The organism is Paracoccus stylophorae (genome assembly GCF_028553765.1).
In the GTDB taxonomy this organism is placed as follows: domain Bacteria; phylum Pseudomonadota; class Alphaproteobacteria; order Rhodobacterales; family Rhodobacteraceae; genus Paracoccus; species Paracoccus stylophorae.
Window position 1 is genome coordinate 603,628 of sequence record NZ_CP067134.1, and the last position, 23,852, is coordinate 627,479.

At 69.2% G+C, this 23,852-nt stretch carries 19 protein-coding genes; 7 read left to right on the forward strand and 12 right to left on the reverse strand.

All coding sequences use genetic code 11. From position 1 onward, the window contains the following. Positions 1-33 precede the first annotated feature (33 nt). A complete protein-coding gene (locus tag JHW45_RS02980) occupies positions 34-2,238 on the forward strand; it encodes a primosomal protein N' (protein ID WP_272859481.1) in 2,205 nt (734 codons plus the stop codon). Between the two features lie 18 nt (positions 2,239-2,256). Here JHW45_RS02980 and JHW45_RS02985 read toward each other — a convergent pair whose 3' ends face one another. The 3 genes from JHW45_RS02985 to JHW45_RS02995 all read right to left on the reverse strand — a co-directional run bounded on the left by JHW45_RS02985 (position 2,257) and on the right by JHW45_RS02995 (position 4,940). Then, entirely contained in the window at positions 2,257-3,180 is a 924-nt protein-coding gene (locus JHW45_RS02985; RefSeq protein ID WP_272859482.1) for a lytic transglycosylase domain-containing protein, read from the reverse strand. A 41-nt stretch (positions 3,181-3,221) separates the two neighbouring features. Further along, positions 3,222-4,010 carry a hypothetical protein gene (locus JHW45_RS02990; RefSeq protein WP_272859483.1) on the reverse strand — a complete coding sequence of 263 codons (789 nt, stop codon included), beginning with the start codon at positions 4,008-4,010 and terminating at the stop codon, positions 3,222-3,224. A 144-nt stretch (positions 4,011-4,154) separates the two neighbouring features. Beyond that, positions 4,155-4,940, reverse strand: a complete 786-nt coding sequence (locus JHW45_RS02995; protein ID WP_272859484.1) for a L,D-transpeptidase — start codon at positions 4,938-4,940, stop codon at positions 4,155-4,157. 299 nt (positions 4,941-5,239) lie between these two features. On the opposite strand from JHW45_RS02995, the gene JHW45_RS03000 reads away from it, so the two are divergent. Then, positions 5,240-5,491 carry a GlsB/YeaQ/YmgE family stress response membrane protein gene (locus JHW45_RS03000; RefSeq protein ID WP_272859485.1) on the forward strand — a complete coding sequence of 84 codons (252 nt, stop codon included), beginning with the start codon at positions 5,240-5,242 and terminating at the stop codon, positions 5,489-5,491. Positions 5,492-5,620: 129 nt separating this feature from the next. After that, a complete protein-coding gene (locus JHW45_RS03005) occupies positions 5,621-7,261 on the forward strand; it encodes an MFS transporter (protein WP_272859486.1) in 1,641 nt (546 codons plus the stop codon). Between the two features lie 221 nt (positions 7,262-7,482). Here the strand turns inward: JHW45_RS03005 and JHW45_RS03010 are convergent, their stop codons facing one another. From JHW45_RS03010 to JHW45_RS03025, 4 genes are read right to left on the reverse strand one after another with little or no spacing between them, the layout of a single operon-like run. Further along, positions 7,483-8,478 carry a GNAT family N-acetyltransferase gene (locus JHW45_RS03010; protein WP_272859487.1) on the reverse strand — a complete coding sequence of 332 codons (996 nt, stop codon included), beginning with the start codon at positions 8,476-8,478 and terminating at the stop codon, positions 7,483-7,485. Positions 8,479-8,501: 23 nt separating this feature from the next. Further along, on the reverse strand, positions 8,502-10,067 hold the full coding sequence (locus JHW45_RS03015) for an ABC transporter ATP-binding protein (RefSeq protein ID WP_272859488.1): 1,566 nt from the start codon (positions 10,065-10,067) through the stop codon (positions 8,502-8,504). After that, on the reverse strand, positions 10,064-10,864 hold the full coding sequence (locus tag JHW45_RS03020) for an ABC transporter permease (protein ID WP_419181825.1): 801 nt from the start codon (positions 10,862-10,864) through the stop codon (positions 10,064-10,066). The genes JHW45_RS03015 and JHW45_RS03020 overlap by 4 nt, the downstream gene beginning before the upstream one ends. An 8-nt stretch (positions 10,865-10,872) precedes the next feature. Next, complete coding sequence (locus JHW45_RS03025) at positions 10,873-11,814, reverse strand: ABC transporter permease (protein WP_272859490.1); 942 nt, start codon at positions 11,812-11,814, stop codon at positions 10,873-10,875. A gap of 93 nt (positions 11,815-11,907) precedes the next feature. Between JHW45_RS03025 and JHW45_RS03030 the strand changes: the two genes are divergently transcribed. Next, on the forward strand, positions 11,908-12,648 hold the full coding sequence (locus tag JHW45_RS03030; protein ID WP_272859491.1) for a glucose 1-dehydrogenase: 741 nt from the start codon (positions 11,908-11,910) through the stop codon (positions 12,646-12,648). A gap of 282 nt (positions 12,649-12,930) precedes the next feature. Here JHW45_RS03030 and JHW45_RS03035 read toward each other — a convergent pair whose 3' ends face one another. Continuing rightward, positions 12,931-14,589: an NAD+ synthase gene (locus tag JHW45_RS03035; protein WP_272859492.1), complete on the reverse strand. Its 1,659-nt coding sequence runs from the start codon at positions 14,587-14,589 to the stop codon at positions 12,931-12,933. Positions 14,590-14,709: 120 nt separating this feature from the next. On the opposite strand from JHW45_RS03035, the gene JHW45_RS03040 reads away from it, so the two are divergent. Together JHW45_RS03040 and JHW45_RS03045 are read left to right on the forward strand one after the other, a co-directional pair. Further along, a complete protein-coding gene (locus tag JHW45_RS03040; protein ID WP_272859493.1) occupies positions 14,710-16,176 on the forward strand; it encodes an MORN repeat-containing protein in 1,467 nt (488 codons plus the stop codon). Positions 16,177-16,296: 120 nt separating this feature from the next. Beyond that, a complete protein-coding gene (locus JHW45_RS03045) occupies positions 16,297-17,415 on the forward strand; it encodes a hypothetical protein (RefSeq protein WP_272859494.1) in 1,119 nt (372 codons plus the stop codon). 226 nt (positions 17,416-17,641) lie between these two features. Here JHW45_RS03045 and JHW45_RS03050 read toward each other — a convergent pair whose 3' ends face one another. Continuing rightward, complete coding sequence (locus tag JHW45_RS03050) at positions 17,642-18,721, reverse strand: YcjF family protein (RefSeq protein ID WP_272859495.1); 1,080 nt, start codon at positions 18,719-18,721, stop codon at positions 17,642-17,644. After that, complete coding sequence (locus tag JHW45_RS03055; protein ID WP_272859496.1) at positions 18,718-20,085, reverse strand: YcjX family GTP-binding protein; 1,368 nt, start codon at positions 20,083-20,085, stop codon at positions 18,718-18,720. Before JHW45_RS03055 ends, JHW45_RS03050 begins: the two co-directional genes overlap by 4 nt. 108 nt (positions 20,086-20,193) lie before the next feature. Between JHW45_RS03055 and hrpB the strand changes: the two genes are divergently transcribed. Continuing rightward, on the forward strand, positions 20,194-22,623 hold the full coding sequence (hrpB, locus tag JHW45_RS03060) for an ATP-dependent helicase HrpB (protein ID WP_272859497.1): 2,430 nt from the start codon (positions 20,194-20,196) through the stop codon (positions 22,621-22,623). A 499-nt stretch (positions 22,624-23,122) separates the two neighbouring features. Here the strand turns inward: hrpB and JHW45_RS03065 are convergent, their stop codons facing one another. Further along, entirely contained in the window at positions 23,123-23,458 is a 336-nt protein-coding gene (locus JHW45_RS03065) for a DUF2794 domain-containing protein (RefSeq protein ID WP_272859498.1), read from the reverse strand. A 108-nt stretch (positions 23,459-23,566) separates the two neighbouring features. Then, entirely contained in the window at positions 23,567-23,851 is a 285-nt protein-coding gene (locus JHW45_RS03070; protein WP_272859499.1) for an I78 family peptidase inhibitor, read from the reverse strand. Position 23,852 lies beyond the last annotated feature (1 nt).

Here is a 23,852-nt window from a genome sequence, read left to right on the forward strand (position 1 = left end):
AACCCCGCTGGCCCCGCGTCTTTATCTGCACCGATGACCGACAGTCCGCCCGCCTTCTTTCCCGCCCGCGCCCGGATCGCGGTGCTGACCTGCGAACCGGTGGGCGTGCTCGATTATCTGGCGCCCGAACAGGGCGTGCGGCAGGGCCAGCTTGTGCAGGTGCCACTGGGGCCGCGCCGCGTGCTGGGGCTTGTGTGGGGCGAGGGGCAGGGGGATTTCGACCTGTCCCGGCTGCGTCCGGTGGCGAAGGTTCTGGACGCCGAACCGTTCCGGCCCGAGTTTCTGGACTTCCTGACGCGGGCGGCGGATTACACCTTGACCCCGCCGCCGTTGATCCTGCGCATGGCCACGCGCGCGCCCGATCTGGACCAGCCGCCCGCTGCGCGCCCGGTGATCGTTCCGGGCAACGCCGCGCCGCAGCGCATGACGGCGGCGCGGCAGCGGGTTCTGGACGTGATGGCGCAACATGGCGGCGCCGGGTTTGCGCCCTCGGAACTGGCGCAGCTTGCGGGGGTGGGAAGCTCGGTCGTGAAAGGGCTGGTGGCGCAGGGCGCGCTGACCCAGATCGAGGCGCCGCGCGACGCGCCCTATCCGCGCCTCGATCCCGCGCGCCCCGGCAAGCCGCTGGCCCCCGATCAGCAGGCGGCGGCCGACCGTCTGCGCGCGGCGATCCGCGCGGGCGGCTATGGCACCACGCTGCTGCGCGGCGTCACCGGGTCGGGCAAGACCGAGGTCTATCTCGAGGCGGTGGCCGAAACCCTGCGCGCCGGTCGCCAGGCGCTGGTCCTGCTGCCCGAGATCGCGCTGTCGGCCGAGTTTCTGGACCGGGTCGAGGCGCGGTTCGGCGCCCGGCCCGGCGAATGGCACAGCGGCATCACCCGCAGCGAACGCCGTCGCCTGTGGCACATGGCCGGGCGGGCGCAGGTCGGGCTGGTGGTCGGCGCGCGATCAGCCCTGTTCCTGCCGTTCCGCGATCTGGGCCTGATCGTCGTCGATGAGGAACACGACAGCAGCTACAAGCAGGAGGACGTCGTCTTCTACAACGCCCGCGACATGGCGGTGCTGCGCGCGTCGATCTGCAAGGCGCAGGTGGTTCTGGCCTCGGCCACGCCCTCGCTGGAAAGCTGGGTCAACGCGGCCAGCGGCAAATATGCGCGGCTGGACCTGCATGCCCGCTTCGGCAGCGCGGATCTGCCCGACATGGCCGCCATCGACCTGCGGGCCGAGGACATGAAGCCGGGCCGCTGGATATCGCCGACGCTGGAAGGCGCGGTGCGGTCCCGGCTGGCGCGGGGCGAACAGTCGCTGCTGTTCCTGAACCGTCGCGGCTTTGCGCCGGTCACAATCTGCCGCGCCTGCGGCGAACAGATCGGCTGCCACCAATGCGATGCGCGGATGGTCGAACACCGGTTCCAGAACCGGCTTGTCTGCCATCAATGCGGCGACACGCGCCCGATTCCGCAAGCCTGTCCGTCCTGCGGGGTGGCGGGCAAGCTGGCGCCGGTCGGCCCGGGCGTCGAACGCATCGCCGAAGAGGTCGCAACGCTGTTTCCGGGTGCCAGGGCCACGGTGCTGTCGTCGGACCTGTTCCACTCGGCTCGCGCGCTGAAGGATACCATCGCGCAGATCTCGGGCGGCGATACCGACATCATCATCGGCACGCAGATCGTGGCCAAGGGGCACAATTTCCCCCGCCTGACGCTGGTCGGCGCGATCGACGCCGATCTGGGATTGCAGGGCGCCGATCTGCGCGCGGCCGAGCGCAGTTTCCAGCTGATGCGGCAGGTGGCCGGCCGGGCAGGGCGGCAGGCCGGCACCGAGCCCGGATCGGCGCTGCTTCAGACCCATCAGCCCGACCATCCGGTGATCCGCGCGATCCTGTCGGGTCAGGATGAGGCGTTCTGGGACGCCGAGGCGGCTGCGCGGCAAGCGGCCGGGATGCCGCCGTTCGGCCGTCTGGCGGGGATCATCCTGTCGCATCCCGATCTGGGCGTGGTCGCCGATTTCGCGCGCCATCTCGCCGCGAATGCCGCGCCGCTTGTGCAGGCCGGGGCCGAGCTGTGGGGGCCGGCGCCCGCACCCATCGCCCGGATCAGGGGCCGTCACCGGATGCGGATGCTGGTCCACGCCCCGCGTCAGGCACCGTTGCAGACCGCGCTGGCCGACTGGCTTGCGCCCCACAAGCCGCCGGCCAATCTGCGGCTGGCGGTCGACATCGACCCGCAAAGCTTTCTGTGACCGGCGCAAGCCCCGGCGTCAGTTGCTCAGCACGATGCAGCGGCCGCCGACGCGCCGCAGCCTGAGACAGAATTCCGCCGCCTCTTTCTTGCTGTCATAGCCGACCTGCGCCGTATACACCGCGCGCGGCAGCCCGTTCAGCTTCTTGCGGACATAGCCCACGCGCTTGCCGCCAAGGATCGGATGCAGGCTGCGGTTCAGCCGCGCCACCTGCTGCGCCGCGCCCGAGCGACTGGGGTGGCTGGCCACGATCACCCCCCAGGGGAAGACGCGCGGCTGCACGATGAACTCGCGCAGGCTGCGATTGCCGGCCATTTCCTCGCATGCGGGGCGGAAATCCTGTCCGGGCGCCAGCGCCAGCCGCAGATCGTCGGCGCCCGGCGGGTTGTCGCGCCAGCGCAGGGCGTTGTGGCCGGTGATGGCCTCGACGTAATCCAGCGTCTCATAGGGCAGCGTGGTCTGCCGGGCGATAAAGCGCGCGGCACGGTTCTCGCCGCCGTTATAGGCGATGGCGGCCAGCCCGATATTGCCGAACATGCTGCTGAGATGGCCCAGATACCACGCCGATTTCGCGATCGCCTGCGCCGGATTGAACGGATCGTCCAGATCGTAAAGATCGGCGGTACCGGGCATGAACTGGGCGATCCCCAACGCGCCGACCGGGCTGACCGCGCCGGGTTCGAACCGGCTTTCCTTCCACAGAAGCCGGGCCAGAAAGCTGGGGTCCAGCCCGCGTTCGGCGGCGTTGCGTTCGATCAGCTTGCAGACATCGGCGGCGTAATGTTCCAGCCGCACGCAATCGCGCCCGTCATCGGTGCAGCGCAGATCCTCGCCTTGTCTGACCGGCGGGCGTCCGGCGCGGGCATCGACCGCCGGGCGCGCCGCGGCCGAACTGACGGCGAAACCGGCGATCAGGGCAAGCATGACAAGGGCGCGGCGCAACGGGGATTCCTCTTTCGGCTTCGGGTGACGGGCGACCGGACCTAGTCGGCTTTGACCTTCTTGCCCTTGGCTTTCTTGTCGGCCTTGCCGCCCTTGTCGCGCCTGGCGTCCTTTGCGGGCGCATCGCCCTCGGCCTTGCGCTGCGCCTTGCGTTCGGCCTTGCGCAGCGCCCTTTCCGCCTCTTTCGCGGCCAGTCTGGCGGCCTTGCGGGCGGCCCTGATCGCCTCTTTCTCGGCCTCGCGGGCGGCTTTTCGCGCTTCCTTCTCGGCCGCTTTTTCCGCTTGGCGGGCGGCTTTCTTGACCGCCTTCCGGCGCGCCTTCGCCTCGTCCCCGGCCTGCACCGGCGCGTCGGATTGGGACGCCGTGTCGGCGACGGCGGGCGGGGACGTCGCGTCCTCGGGCTTGGCGCCGGCCTTCTTCACCCGGCGCAGACCGGTGCGCTGATCGCTTTTGCGCGTCTCGGCGGTCTTGCGGTCGGACGGAACGCGGCGGGTGACGGCGGGGACGCGCCGCGCGGCCTTGGCCGGTTTGGCGGCAGGCGCGGCGACGGGCGCATCCTCCGCCTGCCGTGTCGCGGGGTCATGATCCAGCTTGCGGCGGCGTCTTTCGCTGTGCGCGCGCCTGATGGCCGTGGCCAGCAGACCCGCCTGCGACAGCCCGTCCGCCTGCGCCTCGGTCGAGGCAAGCGTCACCGCCTCTTCCAGACTGGCGATCAGCCGGATCAGCGCGTCGTCGTCCAGCGTTCCGATCCGCGGGCGGCGGCTGGCATCGGCCAGCTCTTGCTGCGGACCGGTCAGGATGTCCTTTTCGCGGCTGCTGTGATTCGGCATCGTCGCCCTCTTGTTCCGGTGACCTGCACCCGGTCGCGCGGCAGATTGCGTGAATTCGGCGATATTTGCAATTGCAAAGCCCCCGGCGCGGACCGGGGGCTTTCAGGCGCGCACGGCGCCGTTTTGTCTGCGCAAGCCCGGCCCTTAGCGGCGCGGAACCGCGCTTTCGACGGGCGAGGCTGCGGTCTGCGGCGCAAGGCCGGCCTGGGCCGCCTCGGAGGCGGGGACGACATAGCCTTCGGGCGTCTGGATCATCGGTCCTTCCAGACGCAGGCTTTCGGCCTGGCTGCGCACGGCGACGCGGGTGCCCAGTTCGGTTTCGTCGAACAGGTCCATGATGTCCTGGTTGAACAGCCGGATACAGCCGGCCGAAGTGGCCTTGCCCACCGAAGACGGGTCCATCGTGCCGTGGATACGGTAATAGGTGTCGCGCCCGTTGCGATACAGATACAGCGCGCGCGAGCCCAACGGATTGTCCAGCCCGCCCGGAAGACCGCCGGCGAACTGGCTGTAAAGCTCGGGCTCGGTCCGGATCATGTTCTGGGTGGGCGTCCAGCTTGGCCAGCGTTTCTTGACCGAGACCACGGCATTGCCGCTGAACCCCTTGCCGGCGCGTCCGACCGCGACGCCGAACCGCATCGCCTCGCCGTTCTCCATCACGTCGTAAAGGACGCGGGCATAGGGATCGACGACAAGCGTGCCGGGGCTTTCGGGGCCGTTATAGGCGACGCGCTGACGTTGGTTCCGTTGCGTCAGATAGGCGGCGCGGACGGCGGGAATCTTGACCGGTTCGCCGTTCGGGCCGATATCGGTGCGAGCCTGATAGACGGGCGGAACCGAGCCCTGACTGACCAGAGCGGAGCTGTTGGTTGTCGGTGTGCATGCGGCTAGACCAAGGCCTAGCGCCGCAATCAGGCTGACGAGGCGCATTGTATCGTATTCCTTCATTGCGTTCGGACGGGCCCGGAAGACGGAGCCGTGGCAGCGTTCAGTTCGCGATATCATCCCCGACGGCAGAGCCGGGCATGATTCGTGCAATGTGTCATCAGCCGGCCTGATCCCGCAATCGTCAACCCTTGCGGGCCGATCATGCCGGTTTGCGGACGCAACTGTGACCTTGCGGCGGCAGGAAGATCAACTTCGCACGACGATGGAACAATTCCGCGTCCGCTTTGGTTGCATGTCCGTGCGGCGCGGTGACGCCGATCAACATCTGGGAGATGCGGGAAATGGGTCTTATCGTTGCGTTGATCGTGGGTGCGATCGCAGGGTGGCTGGCCGGTCTGGTGGTCAAGGGCCACGGGCAGGGGCTGCTGGTCAACATCGTCGTGGGCATTCTGGGCGCGGTGATCGCGTCGTTCCTGTTTCCCGCCATCGGGCTTGGAATCGGGGCCGAGGGATCGGTCATCGGATCGATCATCTATGCCACGATTGGCGCGGTCATCCTGCTGGTGATCCTGCAACTGGTCAAACGCGCCTGAAGATCCCGCCGGGCCGCGCGCCCGGCGTTTTCCCTTGCCAGGGCCAGCGCAGAACCGGACGGCGCAATGACGATTGCCGCGGCCGGCAGGCTTCACTAGTCTGCGGCTGAACCGGCAAAGACGATTTCCGTGACGCAATCAGAACCCTTGCGCGGCGCCGCGCTTGCGCCCTTTCGACACCGCGATTTCCGCGTTCTGTGGAGCGTGACGCTGATCTCGAATTTCGGCGGGCTGGTGCAGGCGGTGGGGGCCGCCTGGCTGATGACGCAGCTGACCGACAGCGCGACGCTGATCGCGCTGGTGCAGGCGTCGAACACGCTGCCGATCATGCTGCTGGCGATCGGGTCGGGCGCGCTGGCCGATATCTTCGACCGCAAGACCCTGCTGCTGACGGCGCAGCTGATCATGGCGGTGACCTCGGCGCTGCTGGCGGTGGTTGCCTGGCAGGGATGGCTGACGCCGTGGCTGCTGCTGACATTCACCTTTCTGATCGGGTCGGGGCAGGCGCTTTACAACCCGCCCTGGCAGGCCAGCATGGGCGATCTGGTGCCGCGCGAGGATCTGCCGGCGGCGGTCACGCTGAACTCGGTCGGGTTCAACCTGATGCGCAGCGTCGGGCCGGCGGTGGGCGGCCTGATCGTGGCGGCGTTCGGGGCGGCAGCCGCCTTCACGCTGAACGCGCTCAGCTATCTGCCGCTTCTGGGGGCGCTGCTGCGCTGGCGGCCCGACATCGCGCCCCGCACCGCCCCGCCCGAGGCGTTCCTGCCGGCGATGGCGGCCGGACTGCGCTATGTCGCGCTGTCGCCCAACCTGATGCGGGTCATCCTGCGCGGCGCGCTGTTCGGGTTTGCGGCGGTGGCGGTGCTGGCGCTGCTGCCTCTGGTCGCCAAGGCGCACCCCGAGGGCGGGTCGATGCTGTTCGGGGGGTTGCTGGGCTGTTTCGGCGTCGGCGCCATTTTTGGCGCGGTGCTGAACCCGCGTATCCGGGCGCGTTATGACAACGAGAACATCGTCCGGCTTGGCTTTGCCGGCTTTGCCCTGGGCGCGGTTGTGCTGGGACAGGCGCCGTCGATCTGGCTGAAGGGGCTGGCGCTGCTGCCCGCCGGTGCCGCGTGGGTGATGGCGCTGTCGCTGTTCAACGTCACCGTCCAGCTGTCCACGCCGCGTTGGGTCGTGGCCCGCGCGCTGGCGCTGTATCAGACCGCGACCTTCGGCGGCATGGCGGCCGGGTCGTGGGCGTGGGGCGCGGTCGCGGGCAGCTATGGCCTGCCCTTCGCGCTGACGGCTGCGGGTGGGGTGCTGGCATTGGGTGCGGTGGTCGGGGTGTGGCTGCGCGCGCCCGAGTTCGGCACCGTCGATCTGGACCCGGTCAATCGCTTTCGCGAACCCGCCCTGCAACTGGATCTGCGGGGACGGTCGGGGCCGATCATGGTCATGGTCGATTACGAGATCGCCGAACAGGACGTGCCGGAATTCCTGCGTCTGATGCGTCTGCGCCGCAATATCCGCCGCCGCGACGGGGCGCGGAACTGGTCCCTGCTGCGCGATCTGGAGCATCCCGAATACTGGAGCGAAAGCTATCACATCGCGACCTGGGACGAATATGTGCGCCACAATCTGCGGCGTACCAAATCCGACGCCGAGGTCACGGTCGAGCTGCGCGAGCTGCATCGGGGCGAGGGCGATCCCATCGTTCACCGCATGATCGAGCGGCACACGATCGGCCGGCATGACGACGTGCCGCTGTTCGGCAAGCTGGAGGTGCCCTGACGCGCGCATCTTTCAGGCGGCGCAACGGGGCGTGCGTTGCGCGCGGCGATGTCGCAACGCGGTGCCGCGCGACGGGCCGGATCGCCAGCAATTGCAGGGTTTCCGGCTGCACAGGCCGTGCACAGGGGCGCCACAGCGCGAGCACAGGATGTACACCGCATGCGCACGTTGCCGGGATCTTCACGGGGCAGGGGGCATGGGGCATAGGGCGGATCGGCGGGTCAGGTCCGCTTGAGATACCAGCTTGCCGCGACGTGATGGCCGGTCGCCTCCAGCAGCGCGCGTTTCCACCGCCATGCGGCGGGGCAGACGATCAGCACGCTTGTCATTCCGCGCCCTGCCAGCCACGCTTCGGCGGCTTTTAAAAGTCCGGACGCCGCCGCGTCATCGCGCGGCGCGGCGTCGTCGTCATCGTCGGTGTGAAAATAGTCGTCGATGAATCCGACCGCCTCGATATCGTGCGCGGCGGGAAAATGCAGATGACTGGCGGGCTGCGCAATGGCGTAGCCCTGAACCGTCCCGGCCCTTGCCGACACCAGCATCTTGCGATCGGTCAGCGTCAGTGAACGGGCCATCCAGTCGCCGAACCGCTGGTCGGCCTGCGGGTGCGGTTCCCAGAACGGATCAAGGGCTGACAGCACACGGCGGTTGCGGGCGCTGAGCGCGACGATCCGGGTCAGATCGCGTTCGGATGCCGGACGCACGGTATCGGCCCGCTTGCCCGGCGCAAGCCCGGTTCTAGCATAATACAGCGTCAGCGGCGCATAGCCGTTTCGCGCAAAGGTCGCGCGCCACGCGCTGCCGGTATAGGCCGAGGCCAGCAGCAGCCGCGCCCCCGCCGCGCGCAGATCGGCCTCGGCAGCATCCAGCAGCGCCTGCCGGGTGCCGGCGGGTGCGTCGGAGGACACATGGCAGTCTGGCATCAACAGGCCGGGCGGGCCGAATGCGCCTGCATAGATCGGCGGGACCGGCAGCAGGATGCTGTGGGCGACCCCGGCAAGCCGACCGTCGTGATCGGCGACCAGCCAGCATTGGCGGAAGGGCGGCGCCGGATCGGTCAGCGTCCTGGCCAGATCGGCCAGCACGCGGTCGCGTGCATCGCACGCCATTTTCCACAGTTGCGGGTTGCGCGCCTGCCGGGTGGCGGCATCGTGGGTCAGCAGATCGGCCATCCGGGGCAGGTCCCCGGTGCTGGCGGTGCGCACTGAAGGCGGCATGTCCGATCCCTTCGCAGAAAAGGTCAAGCCCGCGCCACCCATGCCTCGGGGATGCGGGGCATGGCGGCGACGAGTCGGCGGGTATAGGCGTCGCGGGGGGCGTCGATCACCTGTTCGGCCGATCCGTCCTCGACGATGCGGCCCTGTTTCATCACCAGAACCCGGTCGGTGATGCCGCGCACCACCGACAGGTCGTGGCTGATGAACAAATAGCACAGGCCGTTGCGGTCGCGCAGCCCGGCCAGCAGATCCAGCACCTGCGCGCGGACGCGGACATCCAGCGCGCTGACCGCCTCGTCCAGCACGATCAGGTCGGGGCGGATGATCAGGGCGCGGGCGATGGCGATGCGCTGACGCTGGCCGCCGGAAAATTCGTGGATATACCGGTCGGCATCGGCGGCGTTCAGCCCCACCTCTTCCAGCGCGGCGCAGACGCGGTCCTGCCAGTCGCGCGGGCGGCCGGTCAGGTGGAACGGCTCGGCCACCAGGCGGCGCACGCGCCAGCGCGGATCGAAGCTGCCGAACGGGTCCTGAAAGACGACCTGCATCTTCGCGCGCAGGGAAGGCGGCATGTGATGGCCGGCGGTGATCTGCCGCCCGTCCAGCAGGATCTGGCCGCCCTGCAACGTATCCAGACCCAGCACCGCGCGGGTCAACGTCGATTTCCCGCAGCCCGATTCGCCCACCAGACCCACGCTTTCGCCGCGTGCGATGGTCAGGCTGACGCCATCGACCGCGCGCAGCGCGCCGCCGCCGGGCAGGCGGTATTCGCGCACCGCGTCGCGGATCTGCAGCAGCGGCGCATCCGACGTCCGCAGACGGCGGGCAGGCGCGTGGCGCGAGGCCGCGAAAAGCTGCCGTGTATAGGGGTGGGACTGGGTGCGGAACAGGGTCTCGGTCGGTCCTTCCTCGACGATCTCGCCCGATTTCATCACCGCGACCCGATCCGCCAGACCGGCCACCACGGCCAGATCGTGGGTGATCAGCAACAGCGCCATGCCCTCGTCGCGGACCAGCCCGGCCAGCAGGTCGAGGATCTGGGCCTGCGTGGTCACGTCCAGCGCGGTGGTGGGTTCGTCCGCAATCAGCAGGTCGGGCCGTTCCGCGATGGCCAGCGCGATGGCCACGCGCTGACGCTGGCCGCCGGACAGTTCGTGCGGATACAGCGTCAGCGGAAAGCGCGGCTGCGGCAGGCCGACACGCTCCAGTTTCTGGCGCGCGCGGGCGCGGGCGGCGGGGCGGTCCAGCCCGTGATGGATGCGCAGCACCTCGGCCACCTGATCGCCGATGGTCATCAGCGGGTTGAGCGCGGTCATCGGTTCCTGGAAAATCATTCCGATGCGCCGCCCGCGAATGGAGCACATCTTTTTTTCCGGCGTCTTCAGCAGGTTGCGGCCGTCCAGCAGCACCTGGCCCGTGGCCCGCGCCCGCCGCGGCAGCAGCCCGATGATGGCCAGCGCGGTCATGGATTTGCCCGATCCGCTTTCGCCCACCAGCCCGGTGATCGTGCCCGGAACCAGCCGCAGATCGACGCCGCGCAGCACCGTCGCCTCGCGGATCGTCACCGTCAGATCGCGGGTCTGGATCACTGCATCACCTTCAGCCTTGGGTCCAGCGCGTCGCGCAGCCCGTCGCCCAGCAAGTTGACGCCCAGCACCGTCAGCACGATGCAAAGACCGGGGATGATCGCCACATGCGGGGCCAGCGTCACCATGGTCTGCGCCTCGGCCAGCATCCGGCCCCAGCTTGGCGTCGGCGGCTGCGCGCCCAGCCCGACATAGGACAGCGCCGCCTCGGCCAGGATGCCCAGGCTGAACTGGATGGTGCCCTGCACGATCAGCAGATTGGCGATGTTGGGCAGGATGTGCTGGACGCTGATCCGGGTCGCGCCCTTGCCCGCCACCTCGGCCGCGCGGATATAGTCCAGCGTCCAGATCGGCAGCGCGCCGCCGCGCGTGACGCGGGCGAAGACGGGGATGTTGAAGATGCCGATGGCGATGATCGCGTTGACGGCCGAGGGGCCGAACACCGCGGTGATGAGGATGGCGATGACCAGGCTGGGGAAGGCGAAGATCAGGTCGTTGGCGCGCATCACCAGATCGTCCAGCCAGCCGCCGCGATGGGCCGCCGCCAGCAGGCCGAGGGGCACGCCGACGCCCGCGCCGATGCCCACCGCGACCAGCGCCACGGCGATGGACACGCGCGCGCCCAGCATCACCATCGACAGGATGTCGCGGCCGAAATGATCGGTGCCGAACGGATGAACGGCCGAGGGCGGCTGCAGCTTGTCGGCGATGGCAAGCTGGCCGATGTCGTGCGGCGTCCAGAAGAACGACACCACCGCCGCCAGCAATGCCAGCCCCGCCAGCCCCGCGCCCAGGGTCATGCCCCATCTCATCTTGCGCGCAGCCTTGGGTCCACGACCGCATAGGCCAGATCGACCAGGAAGGTCACCGCGATCACCGCCGCGACCAGCACCAGCACCGCCGATTGCACCACGATCAGGTCGCGCTGGCTGATCGCCTGAAAGATCAGCCGGCCCAGCCCGGGCAGATAGAACACGTTCTCGATGATGATCGCGCCGGCCAGCAGAAAGGAAAACTGCATCCCCATGATCGTCAGCACCGGGATCAGCGCGTTGCGCAGCGCGTGGCGGCGCAGCGTCTGGCCCTCGCTCAGCCCCTTGGCGCGGGCGGTGCGGACATAGTCCTGGCCCTGCGTCTCGATCAGCGCGGATCGCAGCACCCGCGCCAGGATCGCAGCCTGCGGCAGGGCCAGCGCGATGGCCGGCAGGATCAGCGAGCGCAGCGCCGCCAGCGGCTGGCCCCAGCCCGCAAAGCCGCCGGCGGGCAGCCAGCGCAGCTTGACCGCGAACAGCAGCACCAGAAGCATGGCGAACCAGAAATTTGGCAGCGCGATGCCCAGCTGCGTGCCGCCGGTGACGATGGCATCGCCCGCCCGGCCGCGGCGCGCGGCGGCGTAGATGCCGACCGGAAAGGCGATGCAGGCCGCCAGCATCAGCGCCATCAGCGCCAGCGGCAGCGACACCTGCATCCGGTCCAGGATCATCGCCGCAATCGGTGTCTTGTAGGTGAAGCTGTCGCCGAAATCGCCCTGCAGCAGCGCGCCCATCCACGCCGCGTAGCGCAGCGGCAGGGGCTGATCCAGGCCCATCTGCTGACGCAGCGCGGCGACCGTTTCGGGCTGGGCGCCGGTGCCCAGCATGAAGCTGGCCGGATCGCCCGGCACCAGTTCGACAATGGAAAAGATCAGCGCCGAGGCGACCAGAAGGCTCAGCCCCATCGAGATCGTCCGGCGGATGAGATAGCGCAGCATGATCGCGACGCTAGTCCGAGCCGGCCCGGCGGTAAAGCGGCTTGCGGTCGCCGCCGGTCTGGCGATCATGGGCGCAGATGAAGGAGGACGGGGATGAGGCTTCAGGACAAGGTGGCGATCGTGACCGGCGGCGGCAGCGGCTTTGGCGCGGGCATCGCGCGCAAATTCGCGGCCGAGGGCGCCAGCGTGGTGGTGGCCGATATCGACGAGCCGCGGGCGCGCGAGATCGCCGACGAGATCGGCGGCCGCGCGATCCACGCCGATGTCGCCAGCGGCGCCAGCGTGCGCGCAATGGTGGCGCAGACGGTCGAGGCGTTCGGGCGGATCGACGTGATGGTGAACAATGCCGGCGTCACCCATCTGCCCGCGCCGATGGAAGAGATTTCCGAGGCCGATTTCGACCGGGTTCTGGCCGTGAACTGCAAGTCGGTCTACCTGATCGCGCGCGAGATCGTGCCGGCGATGAAGCGGGCCGGGCGCGGGTCGATCGTGAACGTGGCCTCGACCGCCGGCGTCTCGCCCCGGCCGCGGCTGAACTGGTACAACGCCTCGAAGGGCTGGGTGATCACCGCCACCCGCGCGATGGCGGTGGAACTGGCGCCGTTCGGCATCCGCGTGAACGCGCTCAACCCGGTGGCGGGCGAAACGCCGCTGCTGAAAAGCTTCATGGGCGAGGATACGCCAGAGATGCGGGCGAAATTTTTGGCCACGATCCCCCTGGGTCGGTTCTCCACGCCCGAGGACATGGGCAATGCCGCCTGTTTTCTGGCCTCGGACGAGGCGTCGATGATCACCGGCATCGCGATGGAGGTCGATGGCGGGCGTTGCATCTGATGTCGAGACCGGGGGTTTTGCACCCCCGGACCCCCGCAGGATATTTTTCCCGCCAAAGACGGCCCCGTTAACCCGGTCTTCATCCTTGCCGCGTAAGGCTGGGTCTTGCGGTACAGGCGGGGACGCCGATGACCGCCGCCGAAGACGCCACACCCCCACCGGACGAGCGCCGGTGCGGGGTGTGTGCGCCCCTCGCCCTGTCTTTGGCGCGCAAATATCCCGGGGGGAGTCCCGGAACGGGACGGGGGGCAGCGCCCCCCTTTTTTCCTTCGCGATCCCGCCTCAGCCCTGGTCGCGCCAGCGATTGACCAGCGGATAGCGGCGGTCCAGCCAGAAGGCCCTGGTGGTGATGCGCGGGCCGGGCGCGGCCTGATACCGTTTCCATTCGCTGACAAACAGCAGCCGTTCGACCTGCTGCACTGTGGCGGCGTCAAAGCCCTGCGCGACCAGATCGGCGCGGCCCAGATCGCGTTCGATCAGCCCTTCAAGGATCGCGTCCAGCACCTCGTAGGGGGGCAGCGAATCCTGATCCGTCTGATCGGGGCGCAGCTCGGCCGAGGGGGGTTTGGAGATGATCCGCGGCGGGATCACCTGCGCCCGGGCGCCCATCATCCAGTCGCGGTGGTTTTCGTTGCGCCAGCGGCAGGTTTCGAACACGCGGGTCTTGTAGAGATCCTTGATCGGGTTATAGCCGCCGGCCATGTCGCCATAGATCGTGGCATAGCCCACTGCGATTTCGGATTTGTTGCCGGTGGTCAGCAGCATCTCGTCGAACTTGTTCGAGATCGCCATCAGCATCACGCCGCGCAGGCGGGACTGGATGTTTTCCTCGGTCGTGTCCGGGTCCGTGCCCTGCATCAGATGCGCCAGCGCCTGGGCGACGGCGGCGCGGGCGGGTTCGATCTGCACCGTATCGAGCCGCGCTCCCAGACGCCGGGCGCAGTCGGCCGCGTCATCGAGGCTGGCCTGCGAGGTGTATTCCGATGGCAGCATGACGCAGCGCACATTGTCGGGTCCGATCGCGTCGGAGGCGATGGTCGCGACCAGCGCCGAATCGATTCCGCCCGACATGCCCAGCACGACCTTGCGGAAACCGGATTTGCGCAGATAGTCGCGCAGGCCCAGCATCATCGCGTGATAATCCTGTTCCCACGCATCGGGTTGCGGCGCCATCGGCCCGGGTTCGGCCCGCCAGCCGTGATCGGTGCGGGTGAAATCGACATGGGCCAGCGTCTCGGCGAAGGGCGGCAGTTGCACGACCTTTCGCCCGCCGGGGTTCAGCACGAAGCTGGCGCCGTCATAGATCTGGTCGTCCTGCCCGCCGACCATGTTCACATAGACCAGCGGCAGGCCTGTCTCGACCACGCGGCCGACCATGTGGCCCATGCGCAGGTCCAGCTTGTCGCGGTGATAGGGGCTGCCATTGGGCACGATCAGGATCTGCGCCCCGGTTTCCTCCAGCGTTTCGGCCACGTCGGGATACCACGCGTCCTCGCAGATCGGGCTGCCGATGCGGACCGGGCCGATCGGATAGGGGCCGCTGATCGGGCCGCTGTCGAACAGCCGCAACTCGTCGAACAATTGCTTGTAGGGCAGGCGGTGTTTCAGCACGCGGGCGACCGGCTTGCCGCCCCTGAAGACGTGATAGGCGTTGTAAAGCCCGTCCCCCTCGCGCCACGGCCCGCCGATGCCGAGGGCCGGCCCGTCGGCGCAATCCTGCGCCAGCCCCGTCAGCGCCGCGATGGCCTGTTCGGTGAAGGCCGGTTTCAGCACCAGATCCTGGGTCTGATAGCCGGTGATGAACATCTCGGGCAGGGCCAGCATGTCGGCGCCGGCCTCGCGCGCCTCGGCCCATGCCTTGCGCGCGATCCGGGCGTTTCCGGCCAGATCGCCCACGGTGGCGTTCAACTGGCCTATGGTCAGGCGAAAGCGGTCGGTCATGCGCGGGGCCCCCTGGTATCGCGTCTCCGTGATAGGGGAAGGCGCGGGAAAGGAAAAGTCGGGCTTTGCGCAGGGCTGCCGGCTGCGCTAGACCATGGGCAGAAGGCGAAGGGGTGGTCGATGAACGCAGCAATTCGTGCAGGTGTGGCGGTGCTGGCGCTGATGGCTTCGACGGCTGCGGCGGATGCGCAGGTCGTCACCAAGCAGTATGACGATGGCGGCGTCTATGAAGGCACGTTCCGCAACGGCCGCCAGCACGGGCAGGGCATCTATACGCTGCCCAACGGCTATCGCTATGAAGGAGACTGGGTCGAGGGCGAGATCCTGGGCCAGGGCACCGCGACGTTTCCGAACGGGTCGGTCTATGTCGGCCATTTCGCCAAGGGCAAGCCCGATGGCAAGGGCCGGATCACCTATGCCGACGGCGGCACCTATGAAGGCGACTGGATCGCCGGCGAGATCACCGGCGAGGGCGTGGCGGAATATGCCAATGGCAGCATCTATACCGGGCAGTTCGTCAAGGGGCTGCATCAGGGCCGGGGCGTGCTGACCCAGCCCAACGGCTATCGCTATGAGGGCGACTGGAACGCCGGCGTGAAAGAGGGGCAGGGCAAGATCACCTATCCCGACGGCGCGGTCTATGAAGGCGGGATGCTGGCCGGGCAGCGCGCCGGGCGCGGCAAGCTGACCATGGCCGACGGGATGACCTATGACGGGATCTGGTCGGCCGGCCAGATGTCGGGCACCGGGGTTCTGGTGCAGGCGTCGGGCGACCGGTACGAGGGCCAGATGCGGGGCGGCAAGCGCGAGGGGCAGGGCGTCGCCACCTATGCCAGTGGCGATGTCTATGACGGCCAGTTCCGCGCCGACCGCCGCCACGGCACCGGCACCTTCACCGGCACCGACGGCTACGTCTATACCGGCGACTGGGTCGAGGGGCGGATGGAGGGTCAGGGCCGGATCACCTATCCCGACGGATCGGTCTATCAGGGCCAGATGAAGGACGACCGGCCGCACGGCACCGGCAAGATCACCTATCCCGACGGCTCTACCTACGAAGGGCAGTGGGCGGCCGGCGTGATCGAGGGCGAGGGCAAGGCCGTCTATGCCAACGGCATGGTCTATGAAGGCAGCTTCAGGAACGCGCGCAATGACGGGCAGGGGCGCATGTCCTATCCCGACGGCTATGTCTATACCGGCGCGTGGCAGGACGGGCAGCGGCACGGCGAGGGGCAGGCGACCTATCCCGACGGCACCGTCTATACCGGCAGTTTCGCCAACGGCCTGCGCGAGGGCAGGGGCAAGCTGACCACGCCCGACGGGTTCGTCTATGAAGGCGGCTGGAAGGCGGGCGAGATCGACGGAGAGGGCGTGGCGACCTATGCCAACGGCGACCGCTATGAGGGCCGGTTCGAGGCCGGCAAGCGGCAGGGCCAGGGCGTGATGCGCTATGCCACCGGCCAGGTCGCGGCGGGCGAGTGGGAGGACAACCGGCTGATCGAGGCCGAAGAGGCCCCGGCACCGGAGCCGGACGGCGCGACGTCCGAGTTGCCCGCCGACAGCGCGCCGTCTGCGGGCGGAGAGTGAGGTGGTGGCGTAGCGGCGGGGGATGGGCTGTTCGAGGGGCGGAAGGCGGACGGGACGGACTTTCGCGGCGACTTGCTCGAAGGTCTGCTTCATTAGAGTATAGCCGTATGGGACTACCCGATGACAGAGCGCCAACAGATACGAGTCTATCTCGATGCCCAGGATTTCATCTCCCTCTCGAAGCGGCCCCTTTCCGAGACTGAGGCGGCGCTATTCAGAGAACTCGTTAGCCTCCGGCTTAATGGCGTGGCCGAGTTCGGGGTATCTCTCTTCCACGTCGCCGAGGTGCTAAATCCCGACAGCGAGGGCTTCGAAGACTACCAGCGCCATTGCGGCGAGGTGATTCATGCACTTACAGGCGCCGCCGCGTTCCCCCATGTGGGCGACGTCCTAAACGGGGCCGCGTTCCCAAACAATGGGATATGGGCACCGGCATTCAGCTTGGAAAACATAAAGGCGCTGGTCGACGCTAAATCCATCAAGCGCATGGTTGGAGACGCATTTCAGGATCAGGAGCCGCTATCTCGTCAGCAGCGGCGGCTGATCGCGAATCCGAAGACGCTCGCGCGACTCATGGAGAACACGATGTTCGATCTGCCGCCAGAGTTTGCGATGATCGGCATGACGAAGGCGGAGTTCTGCGCCCTCGTTCGCGATCCGCCACGTGGGCGACGGGCGTTCCATGCGAAGTTCATGCGCTTCGTAACCGACCCACGGCATTACTGCGCCGCCGTCGCTTCCGTTCGACGCGGACAGAACCCAATGCGCCAGATCATGGACGAAAGCCTCGCGGAGACGCGCGCGAAGATCGACGCGCTCGTGGCCGGCATCCGGCTCAAGCGCGCGCGGGACGGAGGGATGCGCCTCATCCATGAGGCCGCCATCTCCCACGCGGTGCAGACCTACGGCGACGCCTCCGATGAGGCGGAACGCGCTCGGAGGGAGCATGCCGCGTTCGAGCGCGAGGCCCGGCGCGTGCCTCGCTCGTCATGGTCTCATGCGAGCGGTCCCCGGTTCGATTACATCCGCGCCTATTGTGAGGCGCTTTTCCGTATGGAGCGCGATCCATCGCCGTCAGAGGTGATGGACCTGTGTCATCTCGCCTACCATCCGGACGTGGACCTCATTCGCGTTGATGGACGGATGTTCGACATGATGCGGGGGTTCGTACCGCTTAAGGGCAAGATGGTCGCGAAACTAAGGGAGCTGCCGGATGCGATCCGACGCGCGTCGCAATGACTGCACTTCACTGGGACGGCCGAATGAAGCGGTGCCGCCGTTTCACATGGGCTGGTCGTAGCATCCGAAACGTCAGCAGGCGCGGGTATTGATCTGATTAGAACCCCATGCGGCAGTCGCAGGAAGTATCCGTCGAATCCGCCGTTCGCGAGCGACGCAGCAGCCGTCCCTGTGGCCCCCAAGCAGACCTCCAGACCTCCTCAAACCCCCTCGCCCGCCCACCGGATCAGCGCGCTTCGTCGTCCCCCCCGAACAGCCCCTTCAGCCCGCGCGTCAGCAGGTTTCCGACCTTGGGCCGGGGTTGCGAGATGAAGGGGAGCGGGCGGCAGACTTCCATCGCGGCGATGCCGACGCGGGCGGTCAGGGCGCCGTTCACCACCCCCTCGCCGAAGCGGCGCGACAGCTTGGCCATGACGCCGCCGCCCGCGACCGTCTGGATCAGATCGTCGCCCGCCGCGACCGCGCCGGTGGCGACCAGATGCGCCATGACGGTGCGCGCCAGCCGCCAGCCGCCGACCGCGCCGGCCCGGCCGCCATAGATTTCCGCCATCCGCCGGATCATCCGCAGATTGGCCGCCAGCGCCGCCGCGACATCGGCCAGCGCCAGCGGAATCAGCGCCGTCGCCGCGGCCACGGTGCGCGATGCGGCCTCGATCTCGCGCCGTGCCTGCTGGTCCAGACCGGCCAGCAATTCGGTTTCCGCCATCGCCAGCAGCGTGGCGGCGTCCACCGCGTCGCCGCGCGTCTCGGACAGGCGGGCGCGGTGCCACTCCATCTCGGGCCGGTTGCGATACAGCGACAGAAGCTGGTCGGTGACGTGGCGCGCCTCATCCATGCTGTCATCGGCCAGCGCGGCGCCGGCCTGTCGCTGGATCGCGTCGATCATGGCAAATCGCGCCCAGGCCCGGTATTCGCGCCACGCCATGCCAAGCGCGGCCAGCGTGAACAGCGCAAACAGCGCGATGCCGATCCAGCCCAGCACCGGATAGCTGCGCAGCAGCGAATCGATGAAATCCAGCGCCGCGATCGACAGCAGAAAGGTGAACAGCGCCACGCCCGAATTGATGAACAGCCGCGTCAGCCGCGAGGGCCGGCGGCCGACCAGACGGCTGACCATCTCCATCGTGCGCGGGCGCGGCAGGGCGCGCGGCGCCTCGTCGATGGGCGGGGCGTCGGCGGGGCTGGGGCCGTCCTGGCGCGATTCGTGGCGCGGCTGGTGGCGCGGGCCGGGGTCTTGCGCGGGTTTCTCGGCCGAATCCAGCTCGATCAGCACGGGGCCGCGCCTGCGGTTCGGATCGTCTGTCACAGCCGGTCTCCGATCAGGAATTCGGCGGCGCGGTCCAGCCGGATATGGGGCGGGCCGTCGCCGGGGCGGGTGGTGCTGGCGGCGGGGGCAAAGTTCATGATCGCGTAATCGCCGTCCAGCCATGTCTCGGACCCGGCGCGGGCGGGATGCAGCAGCGCGGCGGGATCGGCGGGCAGTTCGCCGGGATAGAACGCCGCCTGCCGCCCGTCCATCAGCCGGCCGCGCACGGCGGGCAGGTCCTCGCCGTCCTGGGCGATCACGTCCTCGGTCGTGGCGCGCAGGGCGGCGATGGCCATCGCCTCGGTCCGCGCGCCGCTGAAATCGGCGCGGTCGCGGGCCTCGCGCAGCATCGCCGACAGGATCGCGGTCAGGCGGTTGTGCTGGATGTGATGCAGGTGGTCGGCCTTGGTGGCGGCGAACAGGATGCGTTCGACCCGCCGCGTTCCCAGGATCTGCGCCAGCCAGCCGGCGCGGCCGGGGCGGAACGCGGTCAGGATGTCGGCCATGGCGCGGCGCATGTCCTCGACCGCGCGCGGGCCCTGATGGATCGCGCCCAGCACATCGACCAGCACCACCTGCCGGTCGATGCGGGCGAAATGGTCGCGGAAGAAGGGCTTGACCACGCGCGACTTGTAGGCGTCGAAGCGGCGGCGGAATTCGCGCGCCAGCCGGCCGTCGCGCAGATCCGCCGGCAGCGGCGCGAATGTCAGCGCGGGCGAGCCGGCCATCTCGCCCGGGATCAGGAACCTGCCGGGGGTGCAGTCGGAAAACCCCGCCTCGCGCGCGGCCTGAAGATGGGCGGTATAGGTTTCGGCCAGTCGCTGCGCCACCGGTTCGTCGAACCGCGAGGCATCGAGGCCGCGCAGCGCGGCGGTATAGGCGTCGGCGCCGGGGCGCCCCTCGATCCGCGTCAGGACCTCGTCCGACCAGGCGCCGAAATCGCGTTCCATCAGCCGCAGGTCCAGCAGCCATTCGCCGGGATAATCGACGATGTCCAGATGGATCGTGCGCGGCCCGGTCAGGCCGGAAAACAGGCCCCGCCCCTCGATCCGCAGGGACAGGCGCAGCTGGCTGACATGGCGGGTGCTGTCGGGCCAGTGCGGGTCGGGGCCGGTCAGCGCCGCCAGATGGCGTTCGAAATCGAAGCGCGGGACGGTATCGTCGGGCTGCGGTTGCAGCCACGCCGCCTTGAGGCTGCCATCGGCGGCGGCGCGCAGCGCGTGCATGCGGCCGCGATCCATCAGATTGGCCACCAGCGAGGTGATGAAGACGGTCTTGCCGGCCCGCGACAGCCCCGTGACGCCCAGTCGGATCACCGGATCGCCAAGGCCCAGCCCCGCGATCACCCTTTTGCCGATTCCCATTCTGCCCGCCCTGTCGTTCCGGTTGCCCCGAAGATAGGGACCGCGCCCGGAATTTCATAGGCCGGGCGGGACTTTCGCGCGACCGGGCGCTTTGGCATAAGCTGGCCCATGACCGACCGCTTGCCCATCGACGATGCCCTGCCCGCGCTGCGCGAGGCGCTGGCCGCGCATGGCCGGGCGGTTCTGGTCGCCCCGCCGGGGGCGGGCAAGACGACGCGGGTGCCGCTGGCCCTGCTGGACCTGGTGCCGGGCCGGATGCTGATGCTGGAGCCGCGCCGGCTGGCCGCGCGGGCCGCAGCCGAACGTCTGGCCGCCGGTCTGGACGAGGCGGTGGGCGGGCGCGTCGGCTTTCGCATCCGGGGCGAATCCGTGGCCGGCAGCCGGATCGAGGTCGTGACCGAGGGCATCCTGACCCGGATGATCCAGTCCGATCCGTCGCTGGCGCGCATCGGCTGCGTGATCTTTGACGAGTTTCACGAACGCAGCCTGAACGCCGATCTGGGACTTGCCCTGGTGTGGGAGGCGCGCGGCGCGCTGCGCGAGGATCTGGCGATCCTGGTGATGTCGGCCACGCTGGAGGCCGAACCCGTGGCCACGCTGCTGGACGACGCGCCGGTGATCCGGTCCGAGGGGCGGGTATTCCCGGTCGAGACACGCTGGCTGGACCGGCCCTTGCCCGCCGGCGCGCGGCTGGTGCCCGAGGCCGCGCGGCTGATCGTGCAGGCCGAGGCCGAGACCCGCGACACCGGCGGCACGATCCTGGCCTTCCTGCCCGGCGAGGGCGAGATACGGCGGGTCATGGCGCTTTTGCGCGACACGGGTTGCGAGGTGCTGCCGCTGTATGGCGCGCTGGACGCCGGGGCGCAGCGGGCGGCGCTGTCCGTGCCCGGCGTGCAGCGGCGCATCGTGCTGGCCACGGCGATTGCCGAAACCTCGCTGACGATTCCGGCGGTGCGGGTGGTCGTCGATGCGGGACGGGCGCGGCGGGCGCGGTTCGATCCGGGCAGCGGCATGTCGCGGCTGGTCACTGAACGGGTCAGCCGGGCCGAGGCCGATCAGCGGCGGGGCCGTGCGGGCCGGGTCGCGCCGGGGGTCTGTTACCGCATGTGGGCGCGCGCCGAAGAGGGCGCGTTGCCCGCCTTTGCCCCGCCCGAGATCGTGGCCGCCGATCTGGCGGGGCTGGCGCTGGAACTGGCGGCATGGGGTGCCGCGCCGGACAATCTGGCGTTCCTGACGCCACCGCCCGACGCGGCGCTGGCCGAGGCGCGGGCGCTGCTGGTCCAGCTTGGCGCGCTGGATACGGCGGGGCGGATCACCGGTCACGGACGCGCGCTGGTGCGGCTGCCGCTGCATCCGCGGCTGGCGCATATGCTGACGCTGGCGGGGGCGCCGGCGGCCGATCTGGCGGCGCTGCTGTCGGCGCGCGATCCGCTGCGGGGGGCGCCGGCCGATCTGTCGCTGCGGCTGGCCGCGATCCGCGATCCGCAGGGCTTTGCCGCCCGGCATCCCTATCAGGCTGATCGCGCAGGGCTTTTCCGGCTGCGGGACGATGCGCGGCGGCTGCGCCGGTTGGCGACGGGCGACGGTTCGGCGGAGGGTCCCGCCGGGCATGGCGCGATGGCGGCGCTGGCCTATCCTGACCGGATCGGGTTGCGGCGCAGGGGCGATGCGCCGCGATTCGTGCTGTCGGGCGGCAAGGGTGCGGTGCTGGATGCGGGCGATCCGCTGGCCGGGCAGCGATTGATCGTCGCGGTCGATCTGGACGGCGACGGGCGCGAGGCGCGGGTGCGGATGGCCGCCGCGCTGGACGAGCAGACCCTGCGCGATCTGTATGGCGCGCGCATCCACGAGGTCGCGATCTGCGAATGGTCGCGGCGCGAGGGGCGGGTGCTGACCCGCCTGCAAGAGCGGCTGGGGGCGCTGGTTCTGTCGGACCGGAACTGGGCCGGGGCGAGCGAGGAGGCGGTGGCGCGGGCGGCGTTCGAGGGGTTGCGGCAGGACGGGTTGCCGTGGACTCGCGCGGCGGCGCGGCTGCGGGCGCGGATCGCGCTGGTCGAGGGGCTGGGGCCGGTCGATGAGGCCAGCCTGCTGGAGGATGGCCAATGGCTGCTGCCGTGGCTGGGGCAGGCGCGGACGCTGGCCGATCTGCGGGCGCTGGACCTGGTCGAGCCGCTGAAGGCGCGGATCGGCTGGGAGGGGCAGCAGCGCCTGGCGGCCGAGGTGCCGGCGCATTTCGTGACCCCCCTGGGGCGCAGGGTGGCCATCGACTATAGCCACGAGACGCCGTCCATCGAGCTGAAATTGCAGGAGGTTTTCGGCGTCACGCAGCATCCGAAAGTGGCCGGGCGGCCGCTGCGGATCAGCCTGTTGTCGCCGGGGGGAAAGCCGGTGCAGGTGACGACCGATCTGCCGGGGTTCTGGGCCAATTCCTATGCCGAGGTCCGAAAGGAGATGCGCGGCCGTTACCCCCGCCATCCATGGCCCGAAGACCCGACGCAGGCCGCGCCGACCACGCGCGCCAAACCGCGCGGGACGTGAGGCAACGGCTGCGCGCGTTGCCGGCGGTGCCGCGCGACGAAGCGGGGTGGTCAGGGCCAGCAAATGCAGGGGATCGGGGCGCACGGCGCGTCCACCGGGGCGGCACCGGACATGCACAGGATGTGCACAGCTTGCGGACGCCGGACAGCGGTTCGGCGCAACGGCTGGGCGGACAGGACGGGGATCGGCCGGTGGCGGGATCGTCGAGTGCGGGGCCGCTCGATGCCGGACTCGGCCGTTGGCGCGGTCAGCCGCTGGCAGAATGGTCGATTGCGCGGTCCGGGCAATGCCGGGGCGCAGGCTTTGGGCGGGGGTCAGCCGGTGGCGGAATAGTCGATGGCGGGGGTCAGGCGATGCCGGGAATCAGCCGTCGGCGCGGTCAGCCTTTGGTCCGAGTCAGCCGTTGGCAGGGGTCAGGCAATGTTGGAACTCAGCGGTTGGTGCGGGTCAGCCTTCGGCCCGGGTCAGCCGTTGGCGGGGGTCAGCCGTGCGCCGGCGATCAGTCGATGGCGCGGATCAGCTTGCGTTCCAGAACCTTCAGCACCTGTCGCAGATCGTGGCCGCGCTTGAGGACGCGGCCATCCATGGCGATCACCGCATAGACCCCTTGCGCGTCGCGCAGGCGGGGGCGTTTCTCGATCCGGTACAGCGGGTGTTCGGTCGCGCGCCGGAACACGCTGAACACGGCCACGTCGCGCAGGAACGACATCGCATAGTCGCGCCATTCCCCGGCGGCGACGAAACGGCCATAGACGGACAGGATCACCCCCAGCTCTTGCCGGTCGAACACGACCCTGTCGGGATCGGCGCGGAGGGGCGGGAAGGTGTTCGTCATGTCCGGATCGTGGCACCGGGGGCGGTGCAAAGCAATGGCAAAGGGCGGCGGGTCGGGGACCGGCCGCCCCCAAGGGCGCGTCGCGCGGGCAGGCGCGCGGCGCGCGGGTCAGTAGCAGGCGATCTTGTCGATCCGCCCGGTGCGGCCATATTCGATGTTCAGCCGGTCGGGCCGGAAATCGGCGGTCACGGCGTCGTCGGGGCCGATCACGCGGGTGCCGATGGGAAAGGTCATCTGCGACAGCACGTCGCGCGGCTGCCCGATCAGCCCCTGATAGCCTGCCGCCCCGCATTCATCGGCGGGCGGGTCGGGCGTGGTGGCCGGGGGCAGCGGTTCGCACCCCGCAAGAGCCGCGGCGGAAATCAGGCCAAGCATCCAGAAACCGGTGCGCATC